The 24,613-nt window shown below is 70.8% G+C and carries 15 protein-coding genes; 8 read left to right on the forward strand and 7 right to left on the reverse strand.

Annotated elements, in window-relative coordinates; genetic code table 11:
- Nucleotides 1-125: 125 nt before the first annotated feature.
- The 4 genes from ACZ63I_RS09470 to ACZ63I_RS09485 are packed head-to-tail and all read right to left on the reverse strand — an operon-like array spanning nt 126 to nt 3,795.
- On the reverse strand, nt 126-767 hold the full coding sequence (locus ACZ63I_RS09470) for a response regulator (protein WP_469336953.1): 642 nt from the start codon (nt 765-767) through the stop codon (nt 126-128).
- Nucleotides 760-2,016 carry a sensor histidine kinase gene (locus ACZ63I_RS09475; protein ID WP_469336955.1) on the reverse strand — a complete coding sequence of 419 codons (1,257 nt, stop codon included), beginning with the start codon at nt 2,014-2,016 and terminating at the stop codon, nt 760-762. The genes ACZ63I_RS09470 and ACZ63I_RS09475 overlap by 8 nt, the downstream gene beginning before the upstream one ends.
- A 32-nt stretch (nt 2,017-2,048) precedes the next feature.
- Nucleotides 2,049-2,792 carry an ABC transporter permease gene (locus ACZ63I_RS09480; RefSeq protein ID WP_469336957.1) on the reverse strand — a complete coding sequence of 248 codons (744 nt, stop codon included), beginning with the start codon at nt 2,790-2,792 and terminating at the stop codon, nt 2,049-2,051.
- A 1-nt stretch (nt 2,793) separates the two neighbouring features.
- The gene (locus ACZ63I_RS09485) at nt 2,794-3,795 is read right to left on the reverse strand and encodes an ABC transporter ATP-binding protein (protein WP_469336958.1); all 1,002 of its coding nucleotides are present in this window, start codon (nt 3,793-3,795) and stop codon (nt 2,794-2,796) included.
- A 187-nt stretch (nt 3,796-3,982) separates the two neighbouring features.
- Between ACZ63I_RS09485 and ACZ63I_RS09490 the strand changes: the two genes are divergently transcribed.
- Together ACZ63I_RS09490 and ACZ63I_RS09495 are read left to right on the forward strand one after the other, a co-directional pair.
- Nucleotides 3,983-5,836 (forward strand): ABC transporter ATP-binding protein, encoded by a 1,854-nt coding sequence (locus ACZ63I_RS09490; protein WP_469336960.1) that lies wholly within the window; start codon nt 3,983-3,985, stop codon nt 5,834-5,836.
- The gene (locus tag ACZ63I_RS09495) at nt 5,833-7,770 is read left to right on the forward strand and encodes an ABC transporter ATP-binding protein (protein ID WP_469336962.1); all 1,938 of its coding nucleotides are present in this window, start codon (nt 5,833-5,835) and stop codon (nt 7,768-7,770) included. Before ACZ63I_RS09490 ends, ACZ63I_RS09495 begins: the two co-directional genes overlap by 4 nt.
- A gap of 48 nt (nt 7,771-7,818) precedes the next feature.
- Here ACZ63I_RS09495 and ACZ63I_RS09500 read toward each other — a convergent pair whose 3' ends face one another.
- Complete coding sequence (locus ACZ63I_RS09500; protein ID WP_469336964.1) at nt 7,819-8,184, reverse strand: hypothetical protein; 366 nt, start codon at nt 8,182-8,184, stop codon at nt 7,819-7,821.
- A gap of 420 nt (nt 8,185-8,604) precedes the next feature.
- Here ACZ63I_RS09500 and ACZ63I_RS09505 point away from each other — a divergent pair, with 420 nt between their 5' ends.
- Both ACZ63I_RS09505 and ACZ63I_RS09510 read left to right on the forward strand, forming a co-directional pair.
- Nucleotides 8,605-10,671: a M4 family metallopeptidase gene (locus ACZ63I_RS09505; protein ID WP_469336965.1), complete on the forward strand. Its 2,067-nt coding sequence runs from the start codon at nt 8,605-8,607 to the stop codon at nt 10,669-10,671.
- Nucleotides 10,672-10,799: 128 nt separating this feature from the next.
- Nucleotides 10,800-11,732: a squalene/phytoene synthase family protein gene (locus ACZ63I_RS09510; RefSeq protein ID WP_469336967.1), complete on the forward strand. Its 933-nt coding sequence runs from the start codon at nt 10,800-10,802 to the stop codon at nt 11,730-11,732.
- 56 nt (nt 11,733-11,788) lie between these two features.
- Here the strand turns inward: ACZ63I_RS09510 and ACZ63I_RS09515 are convergent, their stop codons facing one another.
- Together ACZ63I_RS09515 and glgP are read right to left on the reverse strand one after the other, a co-directional pair.
- Nucleotides 11,789-13,039, reverse strand: a complete 1,251-nt coding sequence (locus ACZ63I_RS09515; RefSeq protein ID WP_469336969.1) for an alginate lyase family protein — start codon at nt 13,037-13,039, stop codon at nt 11,789-11,791.
- A gap of 210 nt (nt 13,040-13,249) precedes the next feature.
- Nucleotides 13,250-15,892 carry an alpha-glucan family phosphorylase gene (gene glgP, locus ACZ63I_RS09520; protein ID WP_469336971.1) on the reverse strand — a complete coding sequence of 881 codons (2,643 nt, stop codon included), beginning with the start codon at nt 15,890-15,892 and terminating at the stop codon, nt 13,250-13,252.
- Nucleotides 15,893-16,527: 635 nt separating this feature from the next.
- Here glgP and ACZ63I_RS09525 point away from each other — a divergent pair.
- The 4 genes from ACZ63I_RS09525 to glgB all read left to right on the forward strand — a co-directional run bounded on the left by ACZ63I_RS09525 (nt 16,528) and on the right by glgB (nt 24,566).
- A complete protein-coding gene (locus ACZ63I_RS09525) occupies nt 16,528-18,516 on the forward strand; it encodes an alpha-1,4-glucan--maltose-1-phosphate maltosyltransferase (protein WP_469337068.1) in 1,989 nt (662 codons plus the stop codon).
- A complete protein-coding gene (treS, locus tag ACZ63I_RS09530) occupies nt 18,513-20,249 on the forward strand; it encodes a maltose alpha-D-glucosyltransferase (protein ID WP_469336973.1) in 1,737 nt (578 codons plus the stop codon). Before ACZ63I_RS09525 ends, treS begins: the two co-directional genes overlap by 4 nt.
- 200 nt (nt 20,250-20,449) lie before the next feature.
- On the forward strand, nt 20,450-21,901 hold the full coding sequence (locus ACZ63I_RS09535) for a maltokinase N-terminal cap-like domain-containing protein (protein ID WP_469336974.1): 1,452 nt from the start codon (nt 20,450-20,452) through the stop codon (nt 21,899-21,901).
- Between the two features lie 238 nt (nt 21,902-22,139).
- Complete coding sequence (gene glgB / locus ACZ63I_RS09540) at nt 22,140-24,566, forward strand: 1,4-alpha-glucan branching enzyme (protein WP_469336976.1); 2,427 nt, start codon at nt 22,140-22,142, stop codon at nt 24,564-24,566.
- Nucleotides 24,567-24,613 lie beyond the last annotated feature (47 nt).

The raw sequence follows: 24,613 nt of genomic DNA on the forward strand, positions 1-24,613 counted from the left end.
GCGAGGCCCGGTAGCCCGCCCGGCGGGCCGGGCGGGCAAGCCGTGCCTTCCGGCCTGAGCGCGGGCGCGAGACGCGGGGTGTCGCCGTGCGCCTCGGGGCGGAGACGTACGCCGCAGGGCTCGCGTCAGCCCAGGATGCGGCGGTCGTACGCCACGGCGACCGCCGCCGCCCTGTCCTTCACGCCGAGCTTGCCGTAGAGGTGGCTGAGGTGGGTCTTGACAGTCGCCTCGCTGATGAACAGCTCCTTGGCGATCTCCCGGTTCGAGGTGCCCTTGGCGACCAGCGCCAGCACCTCGCGCTCGCGCGCCGACAGCGGTTCGGCGCCGCCCGCCGCCGGGGTCCTGACCCGGGAGACCAGCCGGGAGGCGACCGCGGGCGACAGGACCGTACGGCCGTCGGCCGCCGCGCGTACGGCGGTGAACAGCTCCTCGCGCGGGGCGTCCTTCAGCAGATAGCCGGTGGCGCCCGCCTCGATCGCGGGGAGCGTGTCGGAGTCCGTGTCGTACGTGGTCAGGACGAGCACCTTGGCGCGTGCGCCGCGCCCGGCCAGCTCCGCTATGGCCGCGACCCCGCCGCCGCCCGGCATCCGCAGATCCATCAGGACCACGTCGGGGTCGAGCCGCAGGGCCAGCTCGACGCCTTCGACGCCGCCCGCCGCCTCGCCGAGCACCGCGAAGCCGGGCGCCGACTCGAACATGCCGCGCAGCCCGTCCCGTACCACGGGATGGTCGTCGACGAGGATCAGTGTGATGGTCCGTTCAGCCATGGCGGACCAACGGTACGCGAGCCGATACGGCGGTGCCGCCGCCCTCCTCCGACTCGACGGTGACGGTGCCCGCGATCCGCTCGGCGCGCGCCTTCATGCCGGCCAGGCCGAAGCCGTGGCTGGCGGAGCGCACGGGCAGGGCGAGCGGGTCGAAGCCGCTGCCGTCGTCCCGTACGTCCAGGGAGACCTCGTCGCCCATGAACGAGAGCGTCACGCCCACCCGGGTCGGCGCCGCGTGCTTGCCGGCGTTGGTGAGGGCTTCCTGGGCTATCCGCAGCAGCGTGGCGGCGACCTCGTCGTGCAGCGGCTCCTGCGTACCGGTGACGGTGAAGTCGGCCCGTACGCCGTCGCGTTCCGCCCAGCCGGCGACGGTCTTCTTGAGCGCCTCGGGGAGCGTGTCGTTCTCCAGCTCGGCCGGACCGAGGTTCTGCACCGACCTGCGGGCCTCGCCCAGACTGCTGCGGGCGAGGGCGGAGGCGCGCTCCAGATGGGCGCGGGCGACCTCCGGGTCGGCGCTGGCGGTGACCACCTGGAGCTGGGCGATGATGCCGGCCAGGCCCTGCGCGATGGTGTCGTGGATCTCGGCGGCGAGCCTGCGCCGCTCGTCGGCGACCCCGGCCTCCCTGGCCTGGACGACGAGCTGGGCGTGCAGGCTCGCGTTCTCCTCCAGGGCCTGCTCAAGACGGGCGTTGGCCTCCTCCAGCGACATGATCGTCGCGGCCCGTTCCTTGGCGACCTCCAGCTCCTTGATCCCGAGGTGCGCGAAGGCCGTCGTCAGGGTCGCGTTCAGGACGAACAGACCGCCGAACAGGATCCAGCCGGTGGCGCCGTCGGGCGGCAGGCCGCCCGCTTCGGAGCCGGCCATGGTGACCGCGGTGACCAGCATCCCCGCACGCATCACCCGTGTCGGCAGCAGCCGTGCGACGTCGAAGTAGCCGATGACGGCGAAGACGGCGAACAGCGGGTTGAGGAAGGTCAGCGCGAAGGCCAGGGCCGTCCGCAGGACGTAGTAGACCGTGCCCGGCGCCGCGTGCGCCGGCAGCCCCGGCCTGACCCGCCCCCACCACATCTGGAGGGCGACGGTGGCCAGGACCAGGCCGCCCGCCGCGTACATCTCGGAGCGGGTCATGCCGATCGCCCCGGCCACGGCCGCCGAGATCAGCGTGGCGAAGGCCAGCAGGGCGTTCGCGCCGTAGCGGTAGAACTGCTCCCAGCGGCGTTCCAGCGAGACCATGCCCATCCCTGCCATGCCCGCAGTCTCCCCCTGGATCCCCCGGCAGGTCACTCCCACCGGAACCAGCGGGCGGCGCAGGCCGTCAGCACGACCGTCCACACCGCCATCACGGCCAGGTGCGCCCAGCCGGGCCAGTCCCCGCGCATGGCCTGGTCCAGGGCCTGCGACCCGGCGCCGAACGGGGTGTACTCGACGATCGTGCGCAGCAGGTCGGGCATGGTCTGCACCGGCAGCCACACCCCCGCCGTGAACATCGCGGGGAAGAAGGCCGCCGAGCCGATCGCCTGGGCCGCCTTCTGGGTACGGGCGACGGCGCAGACCAGGGCGCCCAGGGACAGAGCGCTCGCCGCGGCGAGCACCAGCGCCAGCAGATAACCGCCGAGCTGGCCCGGCAGGCTGACGTCGAAGGCGAGCCTGCCGACGGCCATCACCAGGATCGCGGACCCGACGGAACCGGCGCCCAGCAGGAGCAGGTACGCGGTCAGCAGGGCCTGCGGCCGCACCGGCGTGGTCGACATGCGACGCAGGATGCCGCGCTCCCGGTAGCCGGTCAGCACCGGTGGCATGGCCTGCAGTCCGGCCATGATCAGGGCGAGCAGGACGGCCACGGGGACGTACAGGTCGATGACGCGCCGGCCGCCGAGCGAGGCGTCGGGGTCGCGGAAGGACGGGATCAGGCCGAGGATCACCATCAGGACGGTCGGGAAGGCCAGGATCCAGAACATGATGGCGGGCTCGCGGAAGAAGAGCTTGGTCTCCGTCTTGAAGACGGCGGCGGACGCGGAAGCCATGTCAGACCCTCTCTGCTGTCTCTTCTGCGGGGCCGGCGGTGGTGGTGCCGGCGGTGCCGGTGGTGCCGGTGGTGTCGGCGGCCGGTGTGGTGGGTTCTGCGCCCGTCGCGTCGGTGGTGAGGTCGAGGAACGCGTCGTCCAGCGACGCCTCGGTGACCCGTAGCTGGCGCGCGGTCACCCGGCGGACGGCGAGCAGCGAGATCACGGCGTTGACGGTCTCGTCCGTCCCGTTGATCGTGACCCGCTCGCCCTTGAACGCCACGGACGACGCCTTGGGCAGCGCGGCCAGTTCGCGCTCGCCGAGCGGCTCGGACGGGGTGAAGGAGATGACGGTGGACGCCGTCGACCTGCTGATCAGCCCGGACGGGGTGTCGAGCGCGGCCACCCGGCCCTTGTCGATCACCGCGATGCGGTCGCAGAGCCGCTGCGCCTCCTCCATGAAGTGCGTGACGAGCAGCACCGTCACCCCGCTGTCCCTGATCTCCTCGATCAGCGACCAGGTGTCGCGCCTGGCCCGCGGGTCGAGCCCGGTGGTCAGCTCGTCGAGGACGACCACGCGCGGGTTGCCGATCAGCGAGAGCGCGATGAACAGCCGCTGCTTCTGGCCCCCGGACAGCTTCGCGAACCGGGTCGTCAGCTTGGCCTCCAGGCCGAGGCGCGCCGCGAGCGGGCGCCAGTCGGCGGGGTCGGAGTAGAACGCGCTGTACAGCTCCAGCGCCTCCCGTACGGTCAATTTGGCCTGGAGTTCGCTCTCCTGGAGCTGTACGCCGAGGAGCCGGGTCACCTGCTCGTGGTCGGCGACCGGGTCGAGCCCGGCCACCCGGACCGTGCCGGCGTCGGGTATCCGCAGCCCCTCCACGCACTCGACCGTGGTCGTCTTGCCGGCGCCGTTGGGACCGAGGATTCCGAAGATCTCGCCTTCGGCCACGTCGAAGGTCACCCCGTCAACGGCGGGTCTGCCGTTGTAGGCCTTGTGCAGGCCCGTCACTTCGATGATTGCCATGGGCCAAGAATCCACCGCGCGGGTGGCCGGAACAATCGGCCGTCGCGCTCGATCCGGCATCATCCGATCGGTTGATGCCGGGGTCCGACCGGAGTCCGACCGGAGTCCGACCGAGGTCCGTCCGGGGTCCGGGCTGTCGCGAAAACCACATGAGCGATGTCAGTGGTGAACCGTAGGCTCACCCCTGATGTCCGAGAACCCCGCACCCAGCGCCCCTGACCAGCCCGCCGGTTCGTCGGCCACCCGCTCCTTGCTGCGGCTGTGGCCGTACGTGAAGCCGGTACGGGTGCGGCTGTCGCTGGCGGCGTTCGTCGCGATCGTCGCGTCCTGTCTCGGCCTGGTCATCCCGCTCGTACTGAAGTGGATGGTGGACGGTCCCGTCACCGACCGGGACACCGGCGGCATCTGGCTGGGCGCGCTGTACCTGCTGCTGCTCGGGATCGCCGAGGCGGTGCTGTTCGGCTTCCGCCGCTGGCTGGTGGCCCGGCCGCTGGCGGGGGTCGAGGCGTCGATGCGGGCGGACCTCTACCGGCATCTGCAGCGGCTGCCGGTGGCCTTCCACGACCGCTGGCCGTCGGGCCAGTTGCTGTCGCGCGGCACGACGGACCTGATGCTGGTGCGCATGTTCCTGGCCTTCCCGCTGACGTTCCTGCTGGTCAACGCGGCGACGATCATCGTCGGCTTCATCATCCTGCTCGGCCAGGACTGGACGCTCGGTCTGGTGCTGCTCGCACCGGCCGTGCCGCTGGTCGTGCTGTGCTCGCTCTTCGAGTCCCGGTACTCGCTCGTCGCGCGCAAGGCGCAGGACCAGGTCGGGGATCTGACCACGGTCGTCGAGGAGAGCGTGCTGGGCATCCGGATCATCAAGGGGTTCGGCAGGCACCGCAGCCAGGCGCTCGCCTTCCGCGCGCTCACCCAGCGGCTGCGCACCACGGAGCTGGTCAAGGCGCGGCTGCTCGCCGGGATCTGGGCGCTCATCACGACCATCCCCGAGCTGGCCGTCGGCGCGGCTGTCGTGCTCGGCACGATCCAGGTCGCCGACGGGGACCTCTCGGCCGGGACGCTGGTCGCCTTCCTGTCGACGGCGCTCGCGCTGCGCTGGCCGGTGGAGTCGATCGGCTTCCTGCTGGCGATGAGCCAGGAGTCGGCGACGGCGACGGCGCGGTTCTTCGAGGTGATGGACGTGGCGGAGGAGCTGGACCCGGAGACCGGCCCCGACGTGCCGGGCGGCAGGGACACGCGTGGCGGGGACACGGGCAGCAGGGACACGGGCGACGCGGCGGGGTTGCGCTTCGAGGGCGTCTCCTTCCGCTACCCGGACGCCGAACCGGACTCCGCTCCCGTGCTGGACCGGATCGATCTGCACATCAGACCCGGGGAGACGATGGCGCTCGTCGGGGCCACCGGTTCCGGCAAGACGACGCTGACCGCGCTCGTACCGCGGCTGCACGAGGTGACGGAGGGCCGGATCACCCTGGACGGCCAGGACGTGGCGCTGATGCCCCGGCCGCGGCTGCGTGAGCTGGTTTCGGTGGCGTTCGAGGAGCCGACGCTCTTCTCGGCGTCCGTCGGGGAGAACGTCCTGATGGGCGCGCCGGACGCCGGCGAGGACGCGCTGGCGCGTGCGCTCGACACGGCGCAGGCCGGGTTCGTCGAGGATCTGCCGCACGGCGCCAGGACCGAGGTGGGCGAGCAGGGGCTGAGTCTGTCGGGCGGTCAGCGGCAGCGGCTCGCGCTCGCCAGGGCGGTGGTCGGCCGGCCGCGCTTCCTGGTGCTCGACGACCCGCTGTCGGCGCTCGACGTGCACACGGAGGCGCTGGTGGAGGCGGCGCTGCGGCGGGTGCTCAGCGAGACCACGGCGCTGGTGGTGGCGCACCGTCCCTCCACGGTGATGCTCGCCGACCGGGTCGCGCTGATCTCCGACGGCCGGATCGCGGCCGTCGGCACCCACCAGGAACTGCTGCGTGACAACGCGGAGTACGGCTGGCTGATGTCCGGGGCGGACGCCAGGGCCGAGGCTGTCGAGGAGAGCATCCGATGACCACGTCCACGACGACGGACGAGACCCCCGACGGAACGGGGCCCGGATCCGGCGCGGGTACGGGCGCCGGGACGGACGCGGGGACGAGGCCCGCCGGGCGGACCGTACCGGGTCCCTCGGATGCCCCTGAAGGCAGGTCCGCCGACGATCCGTTCGACCAGGACGCGCTGCCGGCGGCGCCCGGCGCCACCCGCGCCCTGCTGGTCTCGCTGCTGCGCCCGCTGCGCGGCCGGGTGCTCCTCGCCGTGCTGGTGCTGCTGATCCAGCAGGCGGCGGCGCAGGCCGGGCCGCTGATCGTGGCGTACGCGATCGACAGCGGCGTGCCCACGTTCCGGGACGGCGACCACGGTCCGCTGATCGCGGTCGCCGTCGGGTACGGGGTGTGCGCGGTGGCCTCCGGCGCCTTCCAGTACGCCTTCATCCAGGCGTCGGCCCGGGTCAACCAGGGCGTCCTGCTCGATCTGCGCGGCCGGATCTTCCGCCATGCCCAGGCGCTGAGTGTGGACTTCCACGAGCGGTTCACCTCGGGGCGGCTGATCTCGCGTTCGACCACGGATGTCGAGTCGCTGCGCGAGCTGCTCAGCGAAGGGCTCCAGGAACTCATCGGGGTGGTGCTGGCGTTCGTCTACATCTCGGCGATGCTGCTCTACCTGGACCTCGGGATCGGCGCCGTCGCCGTCGTGTCGTTCGTGCCGCTGTATCTGCTGGTGCGGCTCTACCAGCGCAGGGCGGGCCAGATCTTCAGCGTCAGGTCCACGGCCGTCGCCGCCGTCATCGTGAAGTTCGCCGAGACGATGAACGGCATCCGCCCGGTGCAGGCGTTCCGCCGCGAGCGCGCCAACGACGCGGAGTTCCGGACCCTCAACCGCCGCCACGAGCGCAGCAACGGCGACGCGCTGATCGAGATGGCCCGCTATGTGACCGGCTCCCGGCTGGTCGCCAACACGGCGGTCGCCGCGATCGTCCTGTGGGGTGCCTACCGGGTGGCCGACGGGACCCTCGCGCTCGGTGTGCTGGCGGCTGCCGTGCTGTATCTGCGGCGGCTGTACGACCCGATCGACCGGCTCGGGATGTTCCTCAACTCCTACGAGTCGGCGGCCGCTTCACTGGACAAGATCGCCGGGCTGCTGGCGCAGGTGCCGACGGTCCCCGAGGCGGCGGACCCCCGGCCGCTGCCGGTGCTCGCGAGCGACTTCCCCGGCCGCGAGGTGGTCTTCGACGGCGTCAGCTTCGGGTACCGCACGGGCGGCGAGGTGCTGCCCCGCTTCGAGCTGACGATCCCGGCCGGGCAGACGGTCGCCGTCGTCGGCTCGACCGGCGCGGGCAAGTCCACGCTGGCCAAGCTGCTGGCCCGGTTCTACGACCCGACCGGCGGCCGGGTGCTGCTGGACGGCGTCGATCTGCGCGAGCTGGACACGCCCGAACTGCGGCGCGGTGTCGTGATGGTGACGCAGGAGGCGTTCCTGTTCTCCGGCACGGTCGCGGAGAACATCGCGATCGGCCGGCCCGAAGCGTCCGCCGAGGACATCGAGCGGGCCGCGAGGGCGATCGGCGCGCACGAGTTCATCAGCGGCCTGCCGGACGGCTACGCCACGGACGTCCGCAAACGCGGCGGCCGGATCTCGGCGGGCCAGCGCCAACTGGTCGCGTTCGCGCGTGCGTTGCTCGCCGACCCGGCGGTGCTGATCCTGGACGAGGCGACCAGCTCGCTGGACGTCCCGGGCGAGCGCGCCGTGCAGAACGCGATGGACACGGTGCTGCACGGCCGTACGGCCGTGGTGATCGCCCACCGGCTGTCGACGGTGGAGATCGCCGACCGCGTGCTGGTGATGGAGCACGGCAGGATCGTCGAGGACGGCACCCCGGCCGAGCTGATCGCCGGCACAGGCCGCTTCGCGGGCCTGCACCGCGCCTGGCGCGACAGCCTGGCCTGACGCGCGCGGGGGCCGCCGCTACGCCTCGCCCGCGCGCCGGGCGAGGCGCTACGCCTCGCGGCCCGGGTTGAGGTCTTCGGCGCGCAGCGCCAGGTCCTGGAGCACCTCCGTGGACGAGACGTCCTGCTGGCCCGTGTCGTGCACCCGGGCCAGCATCACGAAGGACAGGCTGAAGGCGCCGACGAGTTGCTGGATGGCGCCGCCGACCTCCCGGCCGACCAGGGTGGCGATCTCCTCCGCCGTCGCGTCGCCCGGGATCTCGATCTTCGGCATCGTCTCGTTGAGCAGCGCCGTCACGATCCCGGGTTCGCCCGCCAGGTCCTCGCGTTCCGACCCCTCCTCAAGCAGCCGCTGCCACTCGCTGGCTTCGGTGAGGATGCCGATCACTCGCTTCAGGACCTCGCTCTGTTCCATCCCGCGAGCATAGGTGGACGCGGTGGACCCGGCCGGGAGGACACCGGCCACGCGCGGCTCGCCGGGCGGGAAGCGGATGGAAAAGAATCAGCCACATTAGGTGACGATCTCAGCCACCGACTCCGAGCCACCGCTCAACAATCTGTTCACAAAGGACCGCGTGGGGCCGGATCTTGACGGCCTCTTCAGTCCGGCCCGAAGCGGATACCGGCCGGTCCGGGGCCGATGCCTGACGAAACGTCCGCTTAACGAACATGACACAACTCGCAGCGAACGAATCCGGCCAACTTGTTGACGCGCTCCTGACAGGGAGGTGCGTGTACTGCCACTCTTCCCCCGTTCTCCGCACCACCACTCTCCGTTTGCTTACACCGGGCCGCCCACCCTGCGGCCTGGACCCCCCTCGCATAAGGAGTTCGCGTGAGACCCACGCCCAGCCGTCGTGCCACCGCGATCGGCGCTCTGATAACCGCAGCAGCTCTCCTCTCCGTCGGTGTGCAGGCAGGCACCGCTTCCGCCACGGCCGACAGCGCCAACGCCCCCGCGTTGCCTGCCGCGTTGGCGGGGCAGGCGGCCCGCACCGCCGATCCCGGTGCGCTGCCGCGTGACCTCTCCCCCGCCCAGCGGACCGCGCTGATCAAGAAGGCCGACGCAGGCAAGGCGGCCAAGGCCAAGGAACTCGGCCTCGGCGCGCAGGAGAAGCTCGTCGTACGGGACGTCGTCCAGGACATCGACGGCACCACGCACACCCGCTACGAGCGGACCTACGCCGGCCTCCCCGTCCTCGGTGGCGACCTGGTCGTCGCCGAGTCGAAGGCCGGCGCCACCGAGTCCGTCGTCAAGGCGGCCAGGACGGCGCTGAAGAACGTCGACACCACCGCCGACATCGCGCCCGCCGTCGCCCAGAAGCAGGCGCTCGGTCTGGCCGCGGCCGACGGTTCGAAGAAGACCGCGCCCGACAGCGCCCCGCGCAAGGTGGTCTGGCTCACCGACGGTGCGCCGACCCTCGCGTACGAGACGGTCGTCGGCGGCTTCCAGGAGGACGGCACGCCCAACCAGCTCCACGTCGTCACCGACGCCACCACGGGCAAGAAGATCTTCCAGTGGCAGGGCATCGAGACCGGCGTCGGCAACACCCAGTACAGCGGCACGGTGACGGTCAACTCGGTCCACTCGGGCTCGACGTACAACCTGACCGACAGCGCGCGCGGCAACCACAAGACGTACAACCTGAACCGCGGCACCTCGGGCACCGGCACGCTGTTCTCCGGCCCCGACGACACCTGGGGCAACGGCACCACGTCCAACACCGAGACAGCCGGTGCGGACGCCGCCTACGGCGCCGGGCTGACGTGGGACTACTACAAGAACGTGCACGGCCGCACCGGCATCAACGGCGACGGCGTCGGCGCGTACTCCCGGGTCCACTACAGCAGCGGTTACGTCAACGCCTTCTGGGACGACTCCTGCTTCTGCATGACGTACGGCGACGGGGCCGGCAACGCCGACCCGCTGACGTCGATCGACGTCGCCGCCCACGAGATGTCCCACGGTGTGACCGCGGCGACCGCCGGCCTGGTCTACAGCGGTGAGTCCGGCGGCCTCAACGAGGCCACCTCGGACATCTTCGCCACCTCGGTCGAGTTCTACGCCAACAACGCGTCGGACCCGGGCGACTACCTCATCGGCGAAGAGATCGACATCAACGGCGACGGCTCCCCGCTGCGCTACCAGGACAAGCCGAGCAGGGACGGCGGCTCCCCGGACAACTGGTCGTCGAGCCTCGGCAACCTCGACGTCCACTACTCGTCGGGCCCCGCGAACCACTTCTTCTACCTGCTCTCCGAGGGCAGCGGCGCCAAGACCATCAACGGCGTCTCGTACAACTCCCCCACCTCTGACGGGCTTCCGGTCACCGGCATCGGCCGGGCGAAGGCCGAGCAGATCTGGTTCAAGGCGCTCTCCACGCAGTTCACCAGCAGGACCAACTACGCGTCGGCCCGCACCGGGACGCTCGCCGTGGCCGGTCAGCTCTACGGCACGACCAGCGCCGAGTACAAGTCCGTCGCCGACGCGTGGGCCGGCATCAACGTCGGCACCCGCCCGGGTGGCGGCGGCGACCCGGGCAACCCGCCCACCGGCACGGTCTTCCAGAACACCACGCCGGTCACCATCCCCGACCACGGCGCGGCCGTCACCTCGTCGGTCAACGTCACCGGGATCAGCGGCAACGCCCCCAGCACGCTCAAGGCGGACGTGAACATCACGCACACCTGGCGCGGTGACCTGGTCATCGACCTGGTGGCACCGGACGGAACGGCCTACCGGCTGAAGAACTCCAGCAGCAGCGACTCGGCGGACAACGTCATCGCCACCTACACCGTGAACGCCTCCTCCGAGGTCGCCAACGGAACGTGGAAGCTGAAGGTCCAGGATGTCGCCTCCAGCGACACCGGACGGATCAACAGCTTCAAGCTCACCTTCTGACCGGTCGGACCGGCTGAACAGCCGAACCGAACCGATCGTTTCAAGCCGCCCGGGGTGCACCCGCACCCCGGGCGGCTTCGGTGCGTCCCGGTTAGGCTGGGCCCTTCGCCGATGCGGGGAGAGTGCGCGTGCGTTCGTGGGGACGGTGTCTCGATCTGGCCGGGGTACGCGGCGGTGCGCTGCGCGCCGACTACACCCTCGCCGAGCGGTATCTGCGGCGCCGCGAGTCGGCGCTGCGCGGTGTGGTGCGGGTGCTGGCACCGCCGGAGTTCCAGCCGCACGCGGTCATCGGCGCCGCGCTGCTCTGCTTCACCGACGACATCTGCGACCGGGGTCCCGCCGAGGAGCGCGCCGCGCGGTTCGAGACCTGGGCCGGGAAGGTGGGGACGGCCCTGGACACCGGCACCTCGCACCACCCGCTGCTGCGCGCCTATCTGCACTCGGCCGAGGAGCGCGGTCTGCCCCGGCACTGGGCCGACACCTATCTGGCCGGGACCCGGATCGACCTGGACTTCCCCGGCTTCGCCGACGAGGCCGACTACCAGCGCTACATCGACACCCTGACCTGGCCGGGCATCATGCTCAGCACGGGACTGACGCCCCATCTCGTCCCCGACAAGCAGTTCGCGGAGTCCTGCCGGCTGGTCGCCGACGGCGCGCAGCGCGCCGATCTGCTGACCGACCTGTCGGAGGACCTGCGGGACGGCCGGCTGGCGCTGCCCCGCGCCGACCTCGCGCGGTACGGCGTCACGCGCGACGATCTGGAGCGCGGCCGGGACACCGCCGGCGTACGGAACCTGATCGCGGCGACGGCGGCCACCGCCCGCGAGGCGCTGCTGGAGGCGGACCGGATCGTCGGTGAAGTACCGCCGGAGTACCGGGCGTTGGTGCTCAGCCTGCTCGGTCTCTACCACCACAGGCTGGACAACGTCAGCGCGCTGGGCGCCGCTGTCGCCCGGCGCCCGGTGCGGGACAACCCGATGGAGTGTGTGCGGGTGCTGAACAGGGCCCGGCGCGACGCCCGCGACGAGTCGCTGTGGGAGAACGCGCAGGACCGGTAGCCGCCACCGCCGGCTACCGGCCCAGTCAGGAGTTCGCCCTTCCGGAGAAGGCGCGATCAGTTGGGGTTCTGCGCGTTGGTCAGCGTCTCCCAGGCGACGAACAGGTTGTTCGTCCCCGAGGGCCGCTGCTGCTGGGTGAGCGTCTGGGTGTTGGTCATCGCGACGCCGTGCAGCGTGTTCAGCGTGTTGAACCCGACCTCGGTGATCGGGCCGAGTCCGAGGGTGAGCTTGCCGCCGCACAGGTTGGACGGCGCCGAAGCGGCCCCGACCTGGAACTTCGACTGGAAGCCGAGCGCCTGCCGCAGCCGCTCGCCGACCTGCGGGTACAGGTCCTGGCCCTGGATGCGCGAGGTCTCCAGGACGTGCGAGATGGACGAGATGCCGTAGCCGGTGTGCACGAAGTCCCGGCAGGTCTCCTGGGTGAGGCCGGTCATGGCCGAGCCGAAGGTGGACTGGCCCTGCCAGTAACTGACGATCTTGTCGCGGGTGTTGAGGTTCTGGCTGGGCACGGTCTTCGGCAGGTCGCCGTCCGAGGCCAGATAGACGTAGGCGGGTACGCGCGTCAGATAGAGGCTGATCGCCTTGTCGTAACTGGTCTTGTCGTCCAGGTAGACGGCGATGCTGGTGGCCGCCTCCACCATCGTCAGCTCCCAGTTCCCGTTGGAGTTGGAGCCGTTGATGAGCTTGGGCAGATAGACGTTGCGCAGCATGGTGTCGAACCGCGCCTGGTTGGGCCAGTTGCCGTAGACGTGCTTGATGATCTCGGCGGCCTTGGGCCAGGAGGAGCCCGCCCAGCCGGTCTGCAGCGGCGCGTTGCTGTTGGTGTGGTCCTTGATCGTGGCCGACCAGGCGTCCATGAGCTTGATGGACTCCTGCGCGTACCGGTCGTCCCGGGTGATGTACCAGGCGAGCGCGTCCGTGTACGCGGCTATCGCGTCCTCGCGCTCGTCGGTGCAGCCGTTGTTGGGGTTGGAGTACGAGCCGCACTCGACGGTCGCGCGCGCCTTGGGCTGGCGTGACAGGGAGGCGTAGCTGCTCCCGATCATCTGGTCGTAGGCGGCCTTCCAGGGCTGGGCGTTCGCCTGGACCTTGGAGCGTACGAAGTCGAGTTGGGCGGTGTTCAGGTTGACGCCGGGGTGCGTGAAGGCGGCGGGGGCCAGTGCCACCGCCGGCGTGACGGCTGCCGTGGCCGCCTTCGCCGCCGGGGCGGGCTTGGCCGCCATGGCAGGTGACATGAAGGCCGCGGTCGAGAGCCCGGCGAGGGCCGCGGCGAGTCCGAGGATTCTGGGGATGGTTCCGGTGCGCATGTGGGGGATGCCTTCCGGTGGGCGGGTGTTCCGCAAACCCCACTCCATTCATGGACATGAACACTGAGTGGGTTTGTGAACTCTGGTGAGTGAGGAACTTAAGGGCATCCCCGCACCGCGTCAAGGTCTGGACCTATGCACGGCGCCCACGGAAAAGCCGGGCCCGGTCCCTCGTCAGGGACCGGGCCCGGCCGGAGTGGTGAGTGCCGGTCAGCGCATCAGCAGACCCGCGCCGTCCGTCACCGTCTCGGCCGGCAGCGCGACCAGACCGAGGTCGGCGCCGCTGGCGAGCAGCGGATGCGAGGGCAGCACCCGCACGGTGTAGCCGTACGGCCCGGTGCGGTCGAGCCCGAGCGGCCCCTCGTACGTCCAGCGGCCCTCGGCGTCCGGTCCGCTCACCGGCTTCAGCGGGAAGGTCTGCGCGTCCACGATCGTGTCGTCCGAGCCGACCCGTCCGGCGACGGCCTGCACCTCCACGTCGTCCGCGTGCAGTTCGCCGAGGCCGACCCCGACCCGCAGGGCGAGGGTGCTGCCCAGCGCGGCCGTCCGGTCGGCCGCGGGGGCCGTGACGGTCTCGACGTGGTCCACCGTCACATGGGGCCACAGGGTGCGGGTGTGGTATTTCCAGGTGGCGAGTTCGGCGGCCGTGGCCGGGTCGAGCGCCCGGTGGGCCGCCGCAGCCGGCGCGTACAGCCGCTCCACGTACTCCCGGACCATCCGGCCCGCGAGGACCTTCGGGCCGAGGGTGACCAGCGTGCGGCGGACCATCTCGATCCAGCGCTCCGGCAGTCCGCTCTCGCCGCCCCGGTCGTAGAAGCGCGGCGCGACCCGGTCCTCGATCAGCTCGTAGAGGGCGTTGGCCTCCAGCTCGTCCCTGCGGTTCTCGTCCGTGGCCGCCACCCCGTCGGCCGTCGGGATGGCCCAGCCGAAGTCGGGCTCGAACCACTCGTCCCACCAGCCGTCCAGGACCGACAGGTTGAGGCAGCCGTTGAGCGCGGCCTTCATCCCGCTGGTCCCGCACGCCTCAAGAGGCCGCAGCGGGTTGTTCAGCCACACGTCGCAGCCCGGGTAGAGCTTCTGCGCCATCGCCATGCCGTAGTCGGGCAGGAAGACGATGCGGTGCCGCACCCGCGGGTCGTCGGCGAACCGCACCAGCTCCTGCACCAGCCGCTTGCCGCCGTCGTCCGCCGGATGCGCCTTGCCGGCGACGACGATCTGCACCGGCCGCTCCGGGTCGAGCAGCAGCCGCGTCAGCCGCTCCCGGTCGCGCAGCATCAGGGTCAGCCGCTTGTACGAGGGGACGCGCCGGGCGAAGCCGATGGTCAACACGTCCGGGTCGAGCACCCCGTCGATCCAGCCCAGCTCGGCCGCGGCGGCGCCGCGCTGGCGCCAGGACGCGTGCAGCCGCTTGCGTACCTCCGTCACCAGTTGGGCGCGCAGCGTGCGGCGTACGTCCCAGACGTCCCCGTCGGGGATGTCGGCGACGGCGTCCCAGCGCTGCGAGCCGCCGACGGACAGGGCGTGCTCGGTCCGGCCGCCGCCGATCTGCCGGGCGCCGAGCGCGACGACCTCGGGGGCCACCCAGGTCGGTGCGTGCACCCCGTTGGTGACGGAGGTGATGGGCACCTCCTCGGCGTCGAAGCCCGGCCACAGCCCGGAGAACATCTCGCGGCTGACGGCGCCGTGCAGGGTGGAGACGCCGTTGGCGCGCTGGGCGAGCCGCAGCCCCATCACGGCCATGTTGAACAGGTTCGGCTCGCCGCCCGGGTAGGTCTCGATACCGAGGCCGAGGACCCGTTCGACATTCACGCCGGGCAGTTCGCCGTCGTCGCCGAAGTGCCGGGCGACGAGGTCGCGGTCGAAGCGGTCGATACCTGCGGGGACCGGGGTGTGGGTGGTGAAGACGGTGCCGGCCCTGACGGTCTCCAGCGCGGCCTCGAAGCCGAGTCCGGTGTCGGCCAGTTCCCTGATGCGCTCCAGGCCGAGGAACCCGGCGTGGCCCTCGTTGGTGTGGAAGACCTCGGGCGCCGGGTGCCCGGTGAGCCGGCAGTACGTGCGCAGGGCCCGTACGCCGCCGATGCCGAGCAGCATCTCCTGGAGCAGCCGGTGCTCGCTGCCGCCGCCGTAGAGCCGGTCGGTGACCTCGCGCTCGCCGGGGCCGTTCTCCTCGACGTCGGAGTCGAGCATCAGCAGCGGCACCCGGCCGACCTGCGCCTGCCAGACGCAGGCGTGCAACTGGCGGCCGCCGGGCAGCGCGAGGGTCACCCGGGCGGGGGTGCCGTCCTCCTCCTGCAGCAGCGTCAGCGGAAGTTCGTTGGGATCGAGCACCGGATACTGCTCCTGCTGCCAGCCGTCCCTGGACAGCGACTGGCGGAAGTAGCCGTGCCGGTAGAGCAGGCCCACACCGATGAGGGGTACGCCCAGGTCGCTGGCGGCCTTGAGATGGTCGCCCGCGAGGATGCCGAGCCCGCCCGAGTACTGCGGCAGGGCGGCTGTGACGCCGAATTCGGGCGAGAAGTAGCCGACCGCCGCCGGCAGCTCGCCGCCCTGGTCGTCCCGCTCCTGGTACCAGCGGGCGCCCCGCAGGTACTCGCCGAGGTCATCGGCTGCCGCGTGCAGCCTGTCCAGGAACTCCGCGTCCGCGGCCAGCTCGGTCAGCCGGGCGGCCGACACGGTCCCGAGGAGCCGTACGGGATCGCCGTCGGCGGCCCGCCACCCCCGGGGGTCGACGTCCCTGAACAGCTCACGGGTCTCGGTGTGCCAGGACCAGCGCAGGTTGCGGGCGAGGTCGCTGAGGGGTCGCAGGGGTTCGGGCAGGACTGGGCGGACGGTGAACCGACGGATTGCCTTCACGTGTTCCACCTTCGCAAGGGACATACGTAGCACGAGGGACGCACCGCTCTGTACGTCCCGACGCCACCCGACGTTAGCCGTACCCTGCCCTCCGAAACCACGGCGCATGAGCGCACGCCCCCGTGTCTTTCCGCGCCGCGCGGGAAGTCGGTTACCTGTGATGGCAAATATGACGGTAAGACTGGCGGCGAATGACCGAACAAGCTCGCGCATAATCCTCCTCCAGTGGAGGATTGGGTGACCACGTCGCCGCCACGGGCCGGTTCGCCCTGGTGGCACCGTGCGCCCTTTTTCGGTTCGGTTCTCCACACCCCCACAGTTGGCTCAGCAGTTGGCCCCGCCCTTGACCCCGTACTTGACCCAGTAGATGGCAGAGCGCCGGATTGGCCCCCCGAAACGGGTGGGAAGGCTCCTCCGGTACGCACGGCACACGAGCGCGTCCTCACCCGATCCCAGCGCTATTCGAGTGAACGCGGACAGGAGCGGCCATGCCCGCAGCCCGTCAGTCGTCGACCAAGCGGCTACAAAGAACAGCAAACCTTCATAAAAACCCCACCACGCTCCACCCTGCTCGTCCCGCTCCACCCGCCCTGCCTGTCACGCCCGCACGACCCTCAGGTGATGCAGTGAAACCGCTGATTGGTCGCATTCCCGTCCTGGACGTCGCTCCGTCCGTCCACTGCGGCAGACGCCCCGCGAAGGCGGTGCGCGGTGAGTCGTTCCAGGTCACCGCGACCGTGTTCCGCGAGGGCCATGACGCGGTGGCGGCCAATGTCGTCCTCACGGACCCCACAGGCCACCCAGGCCCCTATACCCCCATGAGGGAGCTGGCCCCCGGCACCGACCGCTGGGGCGCGGATGTCACCCCTACGGAGGAAGGCCGGTGGACCTACCACGTCGAGGCGTGGAGTGATCCCGTGGCGACCTGGCGCCATACCGCCGAGATCAAGATCCCGGCCGGTATCGACACCGCGCTCGTCCTCGCCGAAGGGGCCGAGCTGTACGAGCGGGCCGCCGACGGTGTGCCCAAACGCGACGGGCGCGAGGCGGTGCTGGCCGCCGTCGACCTGCTGCGCGACGAGCGGCGCCCCCCGGCGTCCCGGCTGGCCGCCGCGCTGGCCCCCGAGGTCGACGCGGCCCTGGCCCGGCACCCGCTGCGGGAGCTGGTGACAGCGACCAAGCCGGCCAAGCTCCAGGTCGAGCGCAAGCGCGCCCTGTTCGGTTCCTGGTACGAGCTGTTCCCGCGCTCCGAGGGCGCCGTCGTCAAGAAGGGCGAGCCGCCCGTCAGCGGCACGTTCAAGACGGCCGCCGAGCGGCTGCCCGCGGTCGCCGCGATGGGTTTCGACGTGGTCTACCTGCCACCCGTCCACCCCATCGGCAGCACCTTCCGCAAGGGCCCCAACAACACGCTCTCGCCGGGCCCCGAGGACGTCGGTGTGCCCTGGGCGATCGGCTCGGCCGACGGCGGCCACGACGCGATCCACCCCGATCTCGGCACCATCGAGGACTTCGACCGGTTCGTCGAGGCGGCCCGCAACCTGCGGATGGAGATCGCGCTGGACTTCGCGCTCCAGTGCTCGCCCGACCACCCCTGGGTGCAGAAGAAGCCCGAGTGGTTCAACCACCGCCCGGACGGCACCATCGCGTACGCCGAGAACCCGCCGAAGAAGTACCAGGACATCTACCCCATCGCCTTCGACGCCGACATGCGCGGCCTGGTCAGGGAGACGACGCGGGTCCTGCGCTACTGGATGACCCACGGGGTGCGGATCTTCCGCGTCGACAACCCGCACACCAAGCCCGTGGTGTTCTGGGAGAAGGTCATCGGCAGCATCAACCGCACCGACCCGGACGTGATCTTCCTGGCCGAGGCCTTCACCAGGCCCGCGATGATGCGCACTCTCGCCGCCGTCGGCTTCCAGCAGTCGTACACGTACTTCACCTGGCGCAACACCAAGCAGGAACTGACCGAGTACCTGACCGAGCTGTCCGGCGAGACCGCGGCGTACATGCGACCGAATTTCTTCGTCAATACGCCGGACATCTTGCACGCCTATCTTCAGGAGGGCGGCCGCCCTGCCTTCGAGGTCAGGGCCGTGCTCGCGGCGACCATGGTGCCCTCCTGGGGCGTGTACGCAGGCTTCGAGCTGTACGAGAACACGGCGGCGAAGCCCGGGAGCGAGGAGTATCTCGACTCGGAGAAATACCAGCTCCGCCCCCGTGACTGGGAGGCGGCCGAGCGCGAGGGCCGCACCATCGCCCCGCTGATCACCACCCTGAACCGGATCCGCCGCAGACATCCGGCGCTCCAGCAGCTACGCGACATCCACTTCCACCACGCGGACAACGACTCGATCATCGCGTACAGCAAGCGGTCCGGTTCGAACATCATTCTGGTGGTCGCGAACCTTGACCCGCACCACACCCAGGAGGCGACGGTCTCGTTGGACATGCCGCGGCTCGGCCTCGAATGGCACGAGACCGTCCCGGTGCGCGATGAGCTCACCGGCGAGACCTATCACTGGGGCAGGGCCAACTATGTGCGCCTAGAGCCGGGCGTCACGCCCGCGCACATCGTTTCCCTGCGACCGTCCCCGCCGATCGGAGGGTCACCCACATCATGATCGTCAACGAGCCCGTCCACGACACCTTCGAGGACACCCCGGCCAAGGACCGTGATCCCGACTGGTTCAAGCGTGCCGTCTTCTACGAGGTCCTGGTGCGTTCGTTCCAGGACAGCAACGGCGACGGCATCGGTGACCTCAAGGGCATCACCGCCAAGCTGGACTATCTGCAATGGCTGGGGGTCGACTGCCTCTGGCTGCCGCCGTTCTTCAAGTCGCCGCTGCGCGACGGCGGCTACGACGTGTCCGACTACACGGCGGTGCTCCCCGAGTTCGGCGACCTCGCCGACTTCGTGGAGTTCGTCGACGCCGCACACCAGCGCGGCATGCGCGTGATCATCGACTTCGTCATGAATCACACCAGCGACCAGCACGACTGGTTCCAGGAGTCGCGCAAGGACCCGGACGGCCCCTACGGCGACTACTACGTCTGGGCCGACGACGACAAGCAGTTCCAGGACGCCCGGATCATCTTCGTCGACACGGAGACGTCCAACTGGACCTTCGACCCCGTCCGCAAGCAGTACTACTGGCACCGCTTCTTCTCGCACCAGCCGGATCTCAACTACGAGAACCCCAAGGTGCAGGAAGAGATCATCTCGGCGCTGCGCTTCTGGCTCGACCTGGGCATCGACGGGTTCCGGCTCGACGCCGTGCCGTACCTGTACCAGCAGGAAGGAACCAACTGCGAAAACCTTCCTGCTACCCACCAGTTCCTCAAGCGGGTCCGCAAGGAGATCGACGCCGGCTACCCCGACACCGTGATCCTCGCCGAGGCCAACCAGTGGCCGGAGGACGTCGTCGACTACTTCGGCGACTACACCTCGGGCGGCGACGAATGCCACATGGCGTTCCACTTCCCCGTCATGCCGCGGATCTTCATGGCCGTACGGCGCGAGTCGCGCTACCCGGTCTCCGAGGTCCTGACCAAGACACCGGCCATCCCGACCGGCTGCCAGTGGGGCATCTTCCTGCGCAACCACGACGAGCTGACCCTCGAAATGGTGACGGACGAAGAGCGCGACTACATGTACGCGGAGTACGCCAAGGACCCGCGGATGCGCGCCAACATCGGCATCCGGCGCAGGCTCGCCCCGCTGCTCGACAACGACCGCAACCAGATCGAGCTGTTCACCGCTCTGCTGCTGTCACTGCCGGGCTCCCCGATCCTCTACTACGGGGACGAGATCGGGATGGGCGACAACATCTGGCTCGGCGACCGGGACGCCGTACGCACCCCGATGCAGTGGACCCCCGACCGGAACGCCGGATTCTCCTCCAGCGACCCCGGCCGACTCTACCTCCCGACGATCATGGACCCGGTCTACGGGTACCAGGTCACCAATGTGGAGGCGGCGATGGCGTCACCGTCCTCGCTGCTGCACTGGACCCGCCGGATGATCGAGATCCGCAAGCAGAACCCCGCCTTCGGTCTCGGCTCGTACACCGAGCTGCCGTCGTCGAACCCGGCCGTGCTCGCGTTCCTGCGCGAGGCACCGTCCGAGGAGGGCAACGGCGACGACCTCGTGCTGTGCGTGCACAACTTCTCGCGGTTCGCCCAGCCCACCGAGCTGGACCTCAAGGAGTTCAACGGGCGCCACCCGGTGGAGCTGATCGGCGGTGTGCGGTTCCCCGCCATCGGCGAGCTGCCCTATCTGCTGACGCTCGCGGGTCACGGCTTCTACTGGTTCCGGCTCAGGAAGGACTCGGCGGCCGCCGTTCCGGCCGCGTAACGCGATGTTGACCTACGTGCCCTGTGCGAGCCGGTTTCCACGGCCTCGCACGGGGCACGTTCCCCAACGTCCCGTACGTACGGAAGCAACCCCGTACGGATCATCCTCTCCCGACACGTCCCGCACAGCCGGACAGCCATTGCCGCAATCCGGGACACTCTGCGCATCTTGTGGTGTGCCCGGGGAAAGGACGCGCTGCCATGTCGAAGGCTGCATCCACCCGGAGTAACCCGCACCCGGCCGCCGTTCCGCGCAGTGTGCCGCCTGCCGAGGCGGAAGCACTGGTGGGCTCGCTCGCGCCGCTGCTCCACGACTGGCTCCCCCGCCAGCGCTGGTTCGCCGGCAAGGGCCGCCAGGTCACCGGCTTCGTCCCCGTGACGGTGACAGAACTGCTGCCGCAGGACGCCACCGGCACCTCACTGCTGCATCTGCTCGTCCGGGTCGAGCAGCAGTCGGCAGGCCAAGGCGCCCCGCAGGGCTCGAACAGACCGCCCGCCGACGCGGGCGACTGCTACCAGCTCCTGCTCGGCGCGCGTACGGCGCTGCCGCCCCGGCTCGCCCCCGCACTCGTCGGCCACGCCACCCAGGGCCCGCTGGCCGGACGCACCGTCTACGAGGGCCTGCACGACCCGCTCCTCGCCGACGTGCTGATCGAGCGGCTGCGCACCTCGGGCGCCGTCGGCCCGCTGCGGTTCGGCCGGGCCGGCGCCATCCCCGCCGGGCTCACCTCCCGGCTGCTCGACGCCGAGCAGTCGAACTCCTCGCTCGTCTACGGCGACGCCTACATCCTCAAGATCCTGCGCCGGGTCTTCCCCGGACCCCATCCGGACCTGGAGCTGCCGCTGGCGCTCGCCGCCGAGGGCTGCGAGCGGGTACCGGCGCCGGTCGCCTGGTTCGACGCGATCGACCCGTCCGGCAGCGACGAGCCGCTGACCCTGGGGGTCCTGCAGACCTTTCTGCGCGGCTCGCAGGACGGCTGGCAGCTCGCCCTCGCCGCGCTCGCCGACGGCCGCGAGTTCACCGACGAGGCGCGCGTCCTCGGCCGGGCCACCGCCGAGGTGCACACGGCGCTCGCCGCCGCCCTGCCGACGGTGACCCTGGGCCGCAGCCAGACGGCCCAGGTCGCCGCCGCGATGCGGGAGCGGCTCGACGCGGCGGCGCAGGCGGTGCCCGCGCTGCTGCCGTACGTCCCCGGGCTGCGCACCGCCTTCGACGCGCTCGCCGGACTCGACGCGGCGGGACGCGGCAGACCCGCCCAGCGGGTCCACGGCGATCTGCATCTGGGGCAGACCCTGCGCTCCCCCGACGGGAGCTGGTCCGTCATCGACTTCGAGGGCGAGCCCGCCCGGCCGCTCGCCGAGCGCCGCCGCCCGCAGCCGCCGGTGCGCGACGTGGCCGGCATGCTCCGCTCCTTCGACTACGCGGCCCGCTCGCACGAGCCGTGGCGCGCGGACTGGGCGGGGCGCTGCCGGGACGCGTTCTGCGAGGGGTACGCCGAGGCGGCGGGCACCGACCCGCGCGCCGAGCCTGAGCTACTGCGCGCCTACGAGACGGACAAGGCGGTCTACGAGGTGCTGTACGAGGCCCGGCACCGGCCGGACTGGCTGCCGGTCCCGATGGCGGCGATCACCCGGCTGGCCGACGGGTCCTGACCCGGCTGCCCGGCATGCGCGGGGCCACCCGCCGCCCTACCGTCGAGGGACGAGGTGTTGACTCCGGTCGACCGCGGTTCGCCGCGGACCGCTCGTCGTACTCGCCGCATTTGAGTACTCGCCGCATCTGAAGTACCCGGTGCACCTGATGTGCCTGATGTACCCGCTGTACCCGCTGGTTGTTCCGCCGTCCGTCGATCCCTGTCCGTCGCTCATGTCCGCCGAGGAGGCAGCCCCCGTGACCGCCCGCCCGCCGTCCGACCACCACTCCGAATCCGAGCTTTCCCCCACCTTCCGACCGGCCAGGGCCTCGGGCTCCGTACCGGTGGAGCCCGGAAAGCCGGTGCCAGGACGCCGCACCCCGCCCGCACCCGCCCCTTCTCCCGCCGCTGCGGCCCCTTCCGCGGCGCGGAGCGGGGAACCCGCACCGGCCGCCGCAGCCGCACCGGCCTCCGCAGCCGCGCTGGCCGCGCGACCGCTCGACGGCGGGGACAGGGAGCGGCTGCTGAGCGGCACGCACCACGACCCGCACGGGCTGCTGGGCGCGCACCCCGTCGAGGACGGCGTGCTGTTCCGTACGCTGCGGCCGTTCGCACACGGCGTCGCGGTCGTGGCGAAGGATCTCAGGGGCGAGCTGAACGACGACGGCGACGGCTTCTTCTCCGGTGTGCTGCCGCTGCGCGCCGTGCCCGAGTACACGCTCCAGGTGCGGTACGGCGACGCGCCTGACGGTGACGTGACCGAGGTGCACGACCCGTACCGGTTCCTGCCCGCCATAGGGGAACTCGACCTGCATCTGATCGGCGAGGGCCGCCACGAGCAGTTGTGGAAGGCGCTGGGCGCGCAGCCGATGACCCACCAGGGCGTCACCGGCACCCGGTTCACCGTCTGGGCGCCCAACGCCCGCGGTGTGCGGGTCACCGGCGACTTCAATTTCTGGGACGGCACGTCGATGCCGATGCGCTCGCTCGGCTCCACCGGTGTGTGGGAGCTGTTCGTGCCGGGGATCGGCGAGGGCGCGCTCTACAAGTTCGACATCGCGCGGCCCGACGGCTCGCACACCGTACGCGCCGACCCGATGGCCCGGCGCACCGAAGTGCCGCCCGCCACCGCGTCGATCGTGACCGAGGCGCACCACGAGTGGCAGGACGAGGAGTGGCTGGCGCACCGCGCCGACCGGCCGGTGCACGAGGCGCCGTTCTCCGTCTACGAGATGCATCTGGCGTCCTGGCGGCCAGGACTGACGTACCGCCAGCTCGCCGCCCAACTGCCGGGCTACGTCAAGGATCTCGGCTTCACCCATGTCGAGCTGATGCCGGTCGCCGAGCATCCCTTCGGCGGGTCCTGGGGGTACCAGGTCACCGGGTTCTACGCGCCGACCTCCCGGATGGGCACCCCCGACGACTTCCGCTTCCTGGTGGACGCCCTGCACAAGGAGGGCATCGGGGTCATCGTCGACTGGGTGCCCGCGCACTTCCCGAAGGACGAGTGGGCGCTGGCCAGGTTCGACGGGCATCCGCTGTACGAGCCGGCGGACCCGCTGCGCGCCGAGCACCCGGACTGGGGCACGCTGGAGTTCGACTACGGCCGCACCGAGGTGCGCAACTTCCTGGTCGCCAACGCCGTGTACTGGTGCGAGGAGTTCCACATCGACGGGCTGCGGGTGGACGCCGTCGCCTCGATGCTCTACCTCGACTACTCGCGCGAGGACGGCCAGTGGTCGCCGAACCAGTACGGCGGCCGGGAGAATCTGGACGCCGTCTCCTTCCTCCAGGAGATGAACGCCACCGTCTACCGCCGCTGTCCCGGTGTGGTGACCATCGCCGAGGAGTCCACCGCGTGGAACGGGGTGACCCGCGCGACCGACATCGTGGGGCCCGACGGTTTCGGCGGTCTCGGCTTCGGGCTGAAGTGGAACATGGGTTGGATGCACGACTCGCTGGACTACATCTCCAAGGAGCCGGTCCACCGCAAGTACCACCACGGCGAGATGACGTTCTCCATGGTGTACGCGTACAGCGAGAACTACGTCCTGCCGATCTCGCACGACGAAGTCGTGCACGGCAAGGGCGCGTTGGTCTCCAAGATGCCCGGCGACTGGTGGCAGCAGCGCGCCAACCAGCGCGCGTACCTCGGCTTCATGTGGGCCCATCCGGGCAAGCAACTGCTCTTCATGGGGCAGGAGTTCGCGCAGGGCGCCGAGTGGTCGGAGAGCCACGGCCCGGACTGGTGGCTGCTGGACCCGTCGTACTCGGCGGCGGCCGACCACCGGGGCGTACGGGACCTCGTGCGGGACCTGAACGCGGTCTACCGCGACACCCCGGCCCTGTGGGAGCGCGACACGGCGCCGGACGGCTTCGAGTGGGTCGACGGCGACGCGGGTGAGGACAACGTCTTCGCCTTCCTGCGGTTCGACGCCGACGGCGCACCGCTGCTCGCCGTCTCGCACTTCGCCCCCGTGGTGCGGCACAACTACCGGCTGGGCGTGCCCGACCGGTACGCGGCGTGGACCGAGGTGCTGAACACGGACGGGCTGCGCTACGGCGGCAGTGACGTGCTCAACCCGGAGCCGCTGAAGCCGGAGTCGGTCGGTGCGCACGGCAGGCCGGCCAGCATCCAGCTCACGCTGCCGCCGCTGGCGACGGTGTGGCTGCGGCCCGCCTGACGGCCCTGATTCAGACGCGTCCGGTGGGCGCCGCCCGGGGGTCCGCC

The organism is Streptomyces sp. NPDC087906 (assembly GCF_055584925.1).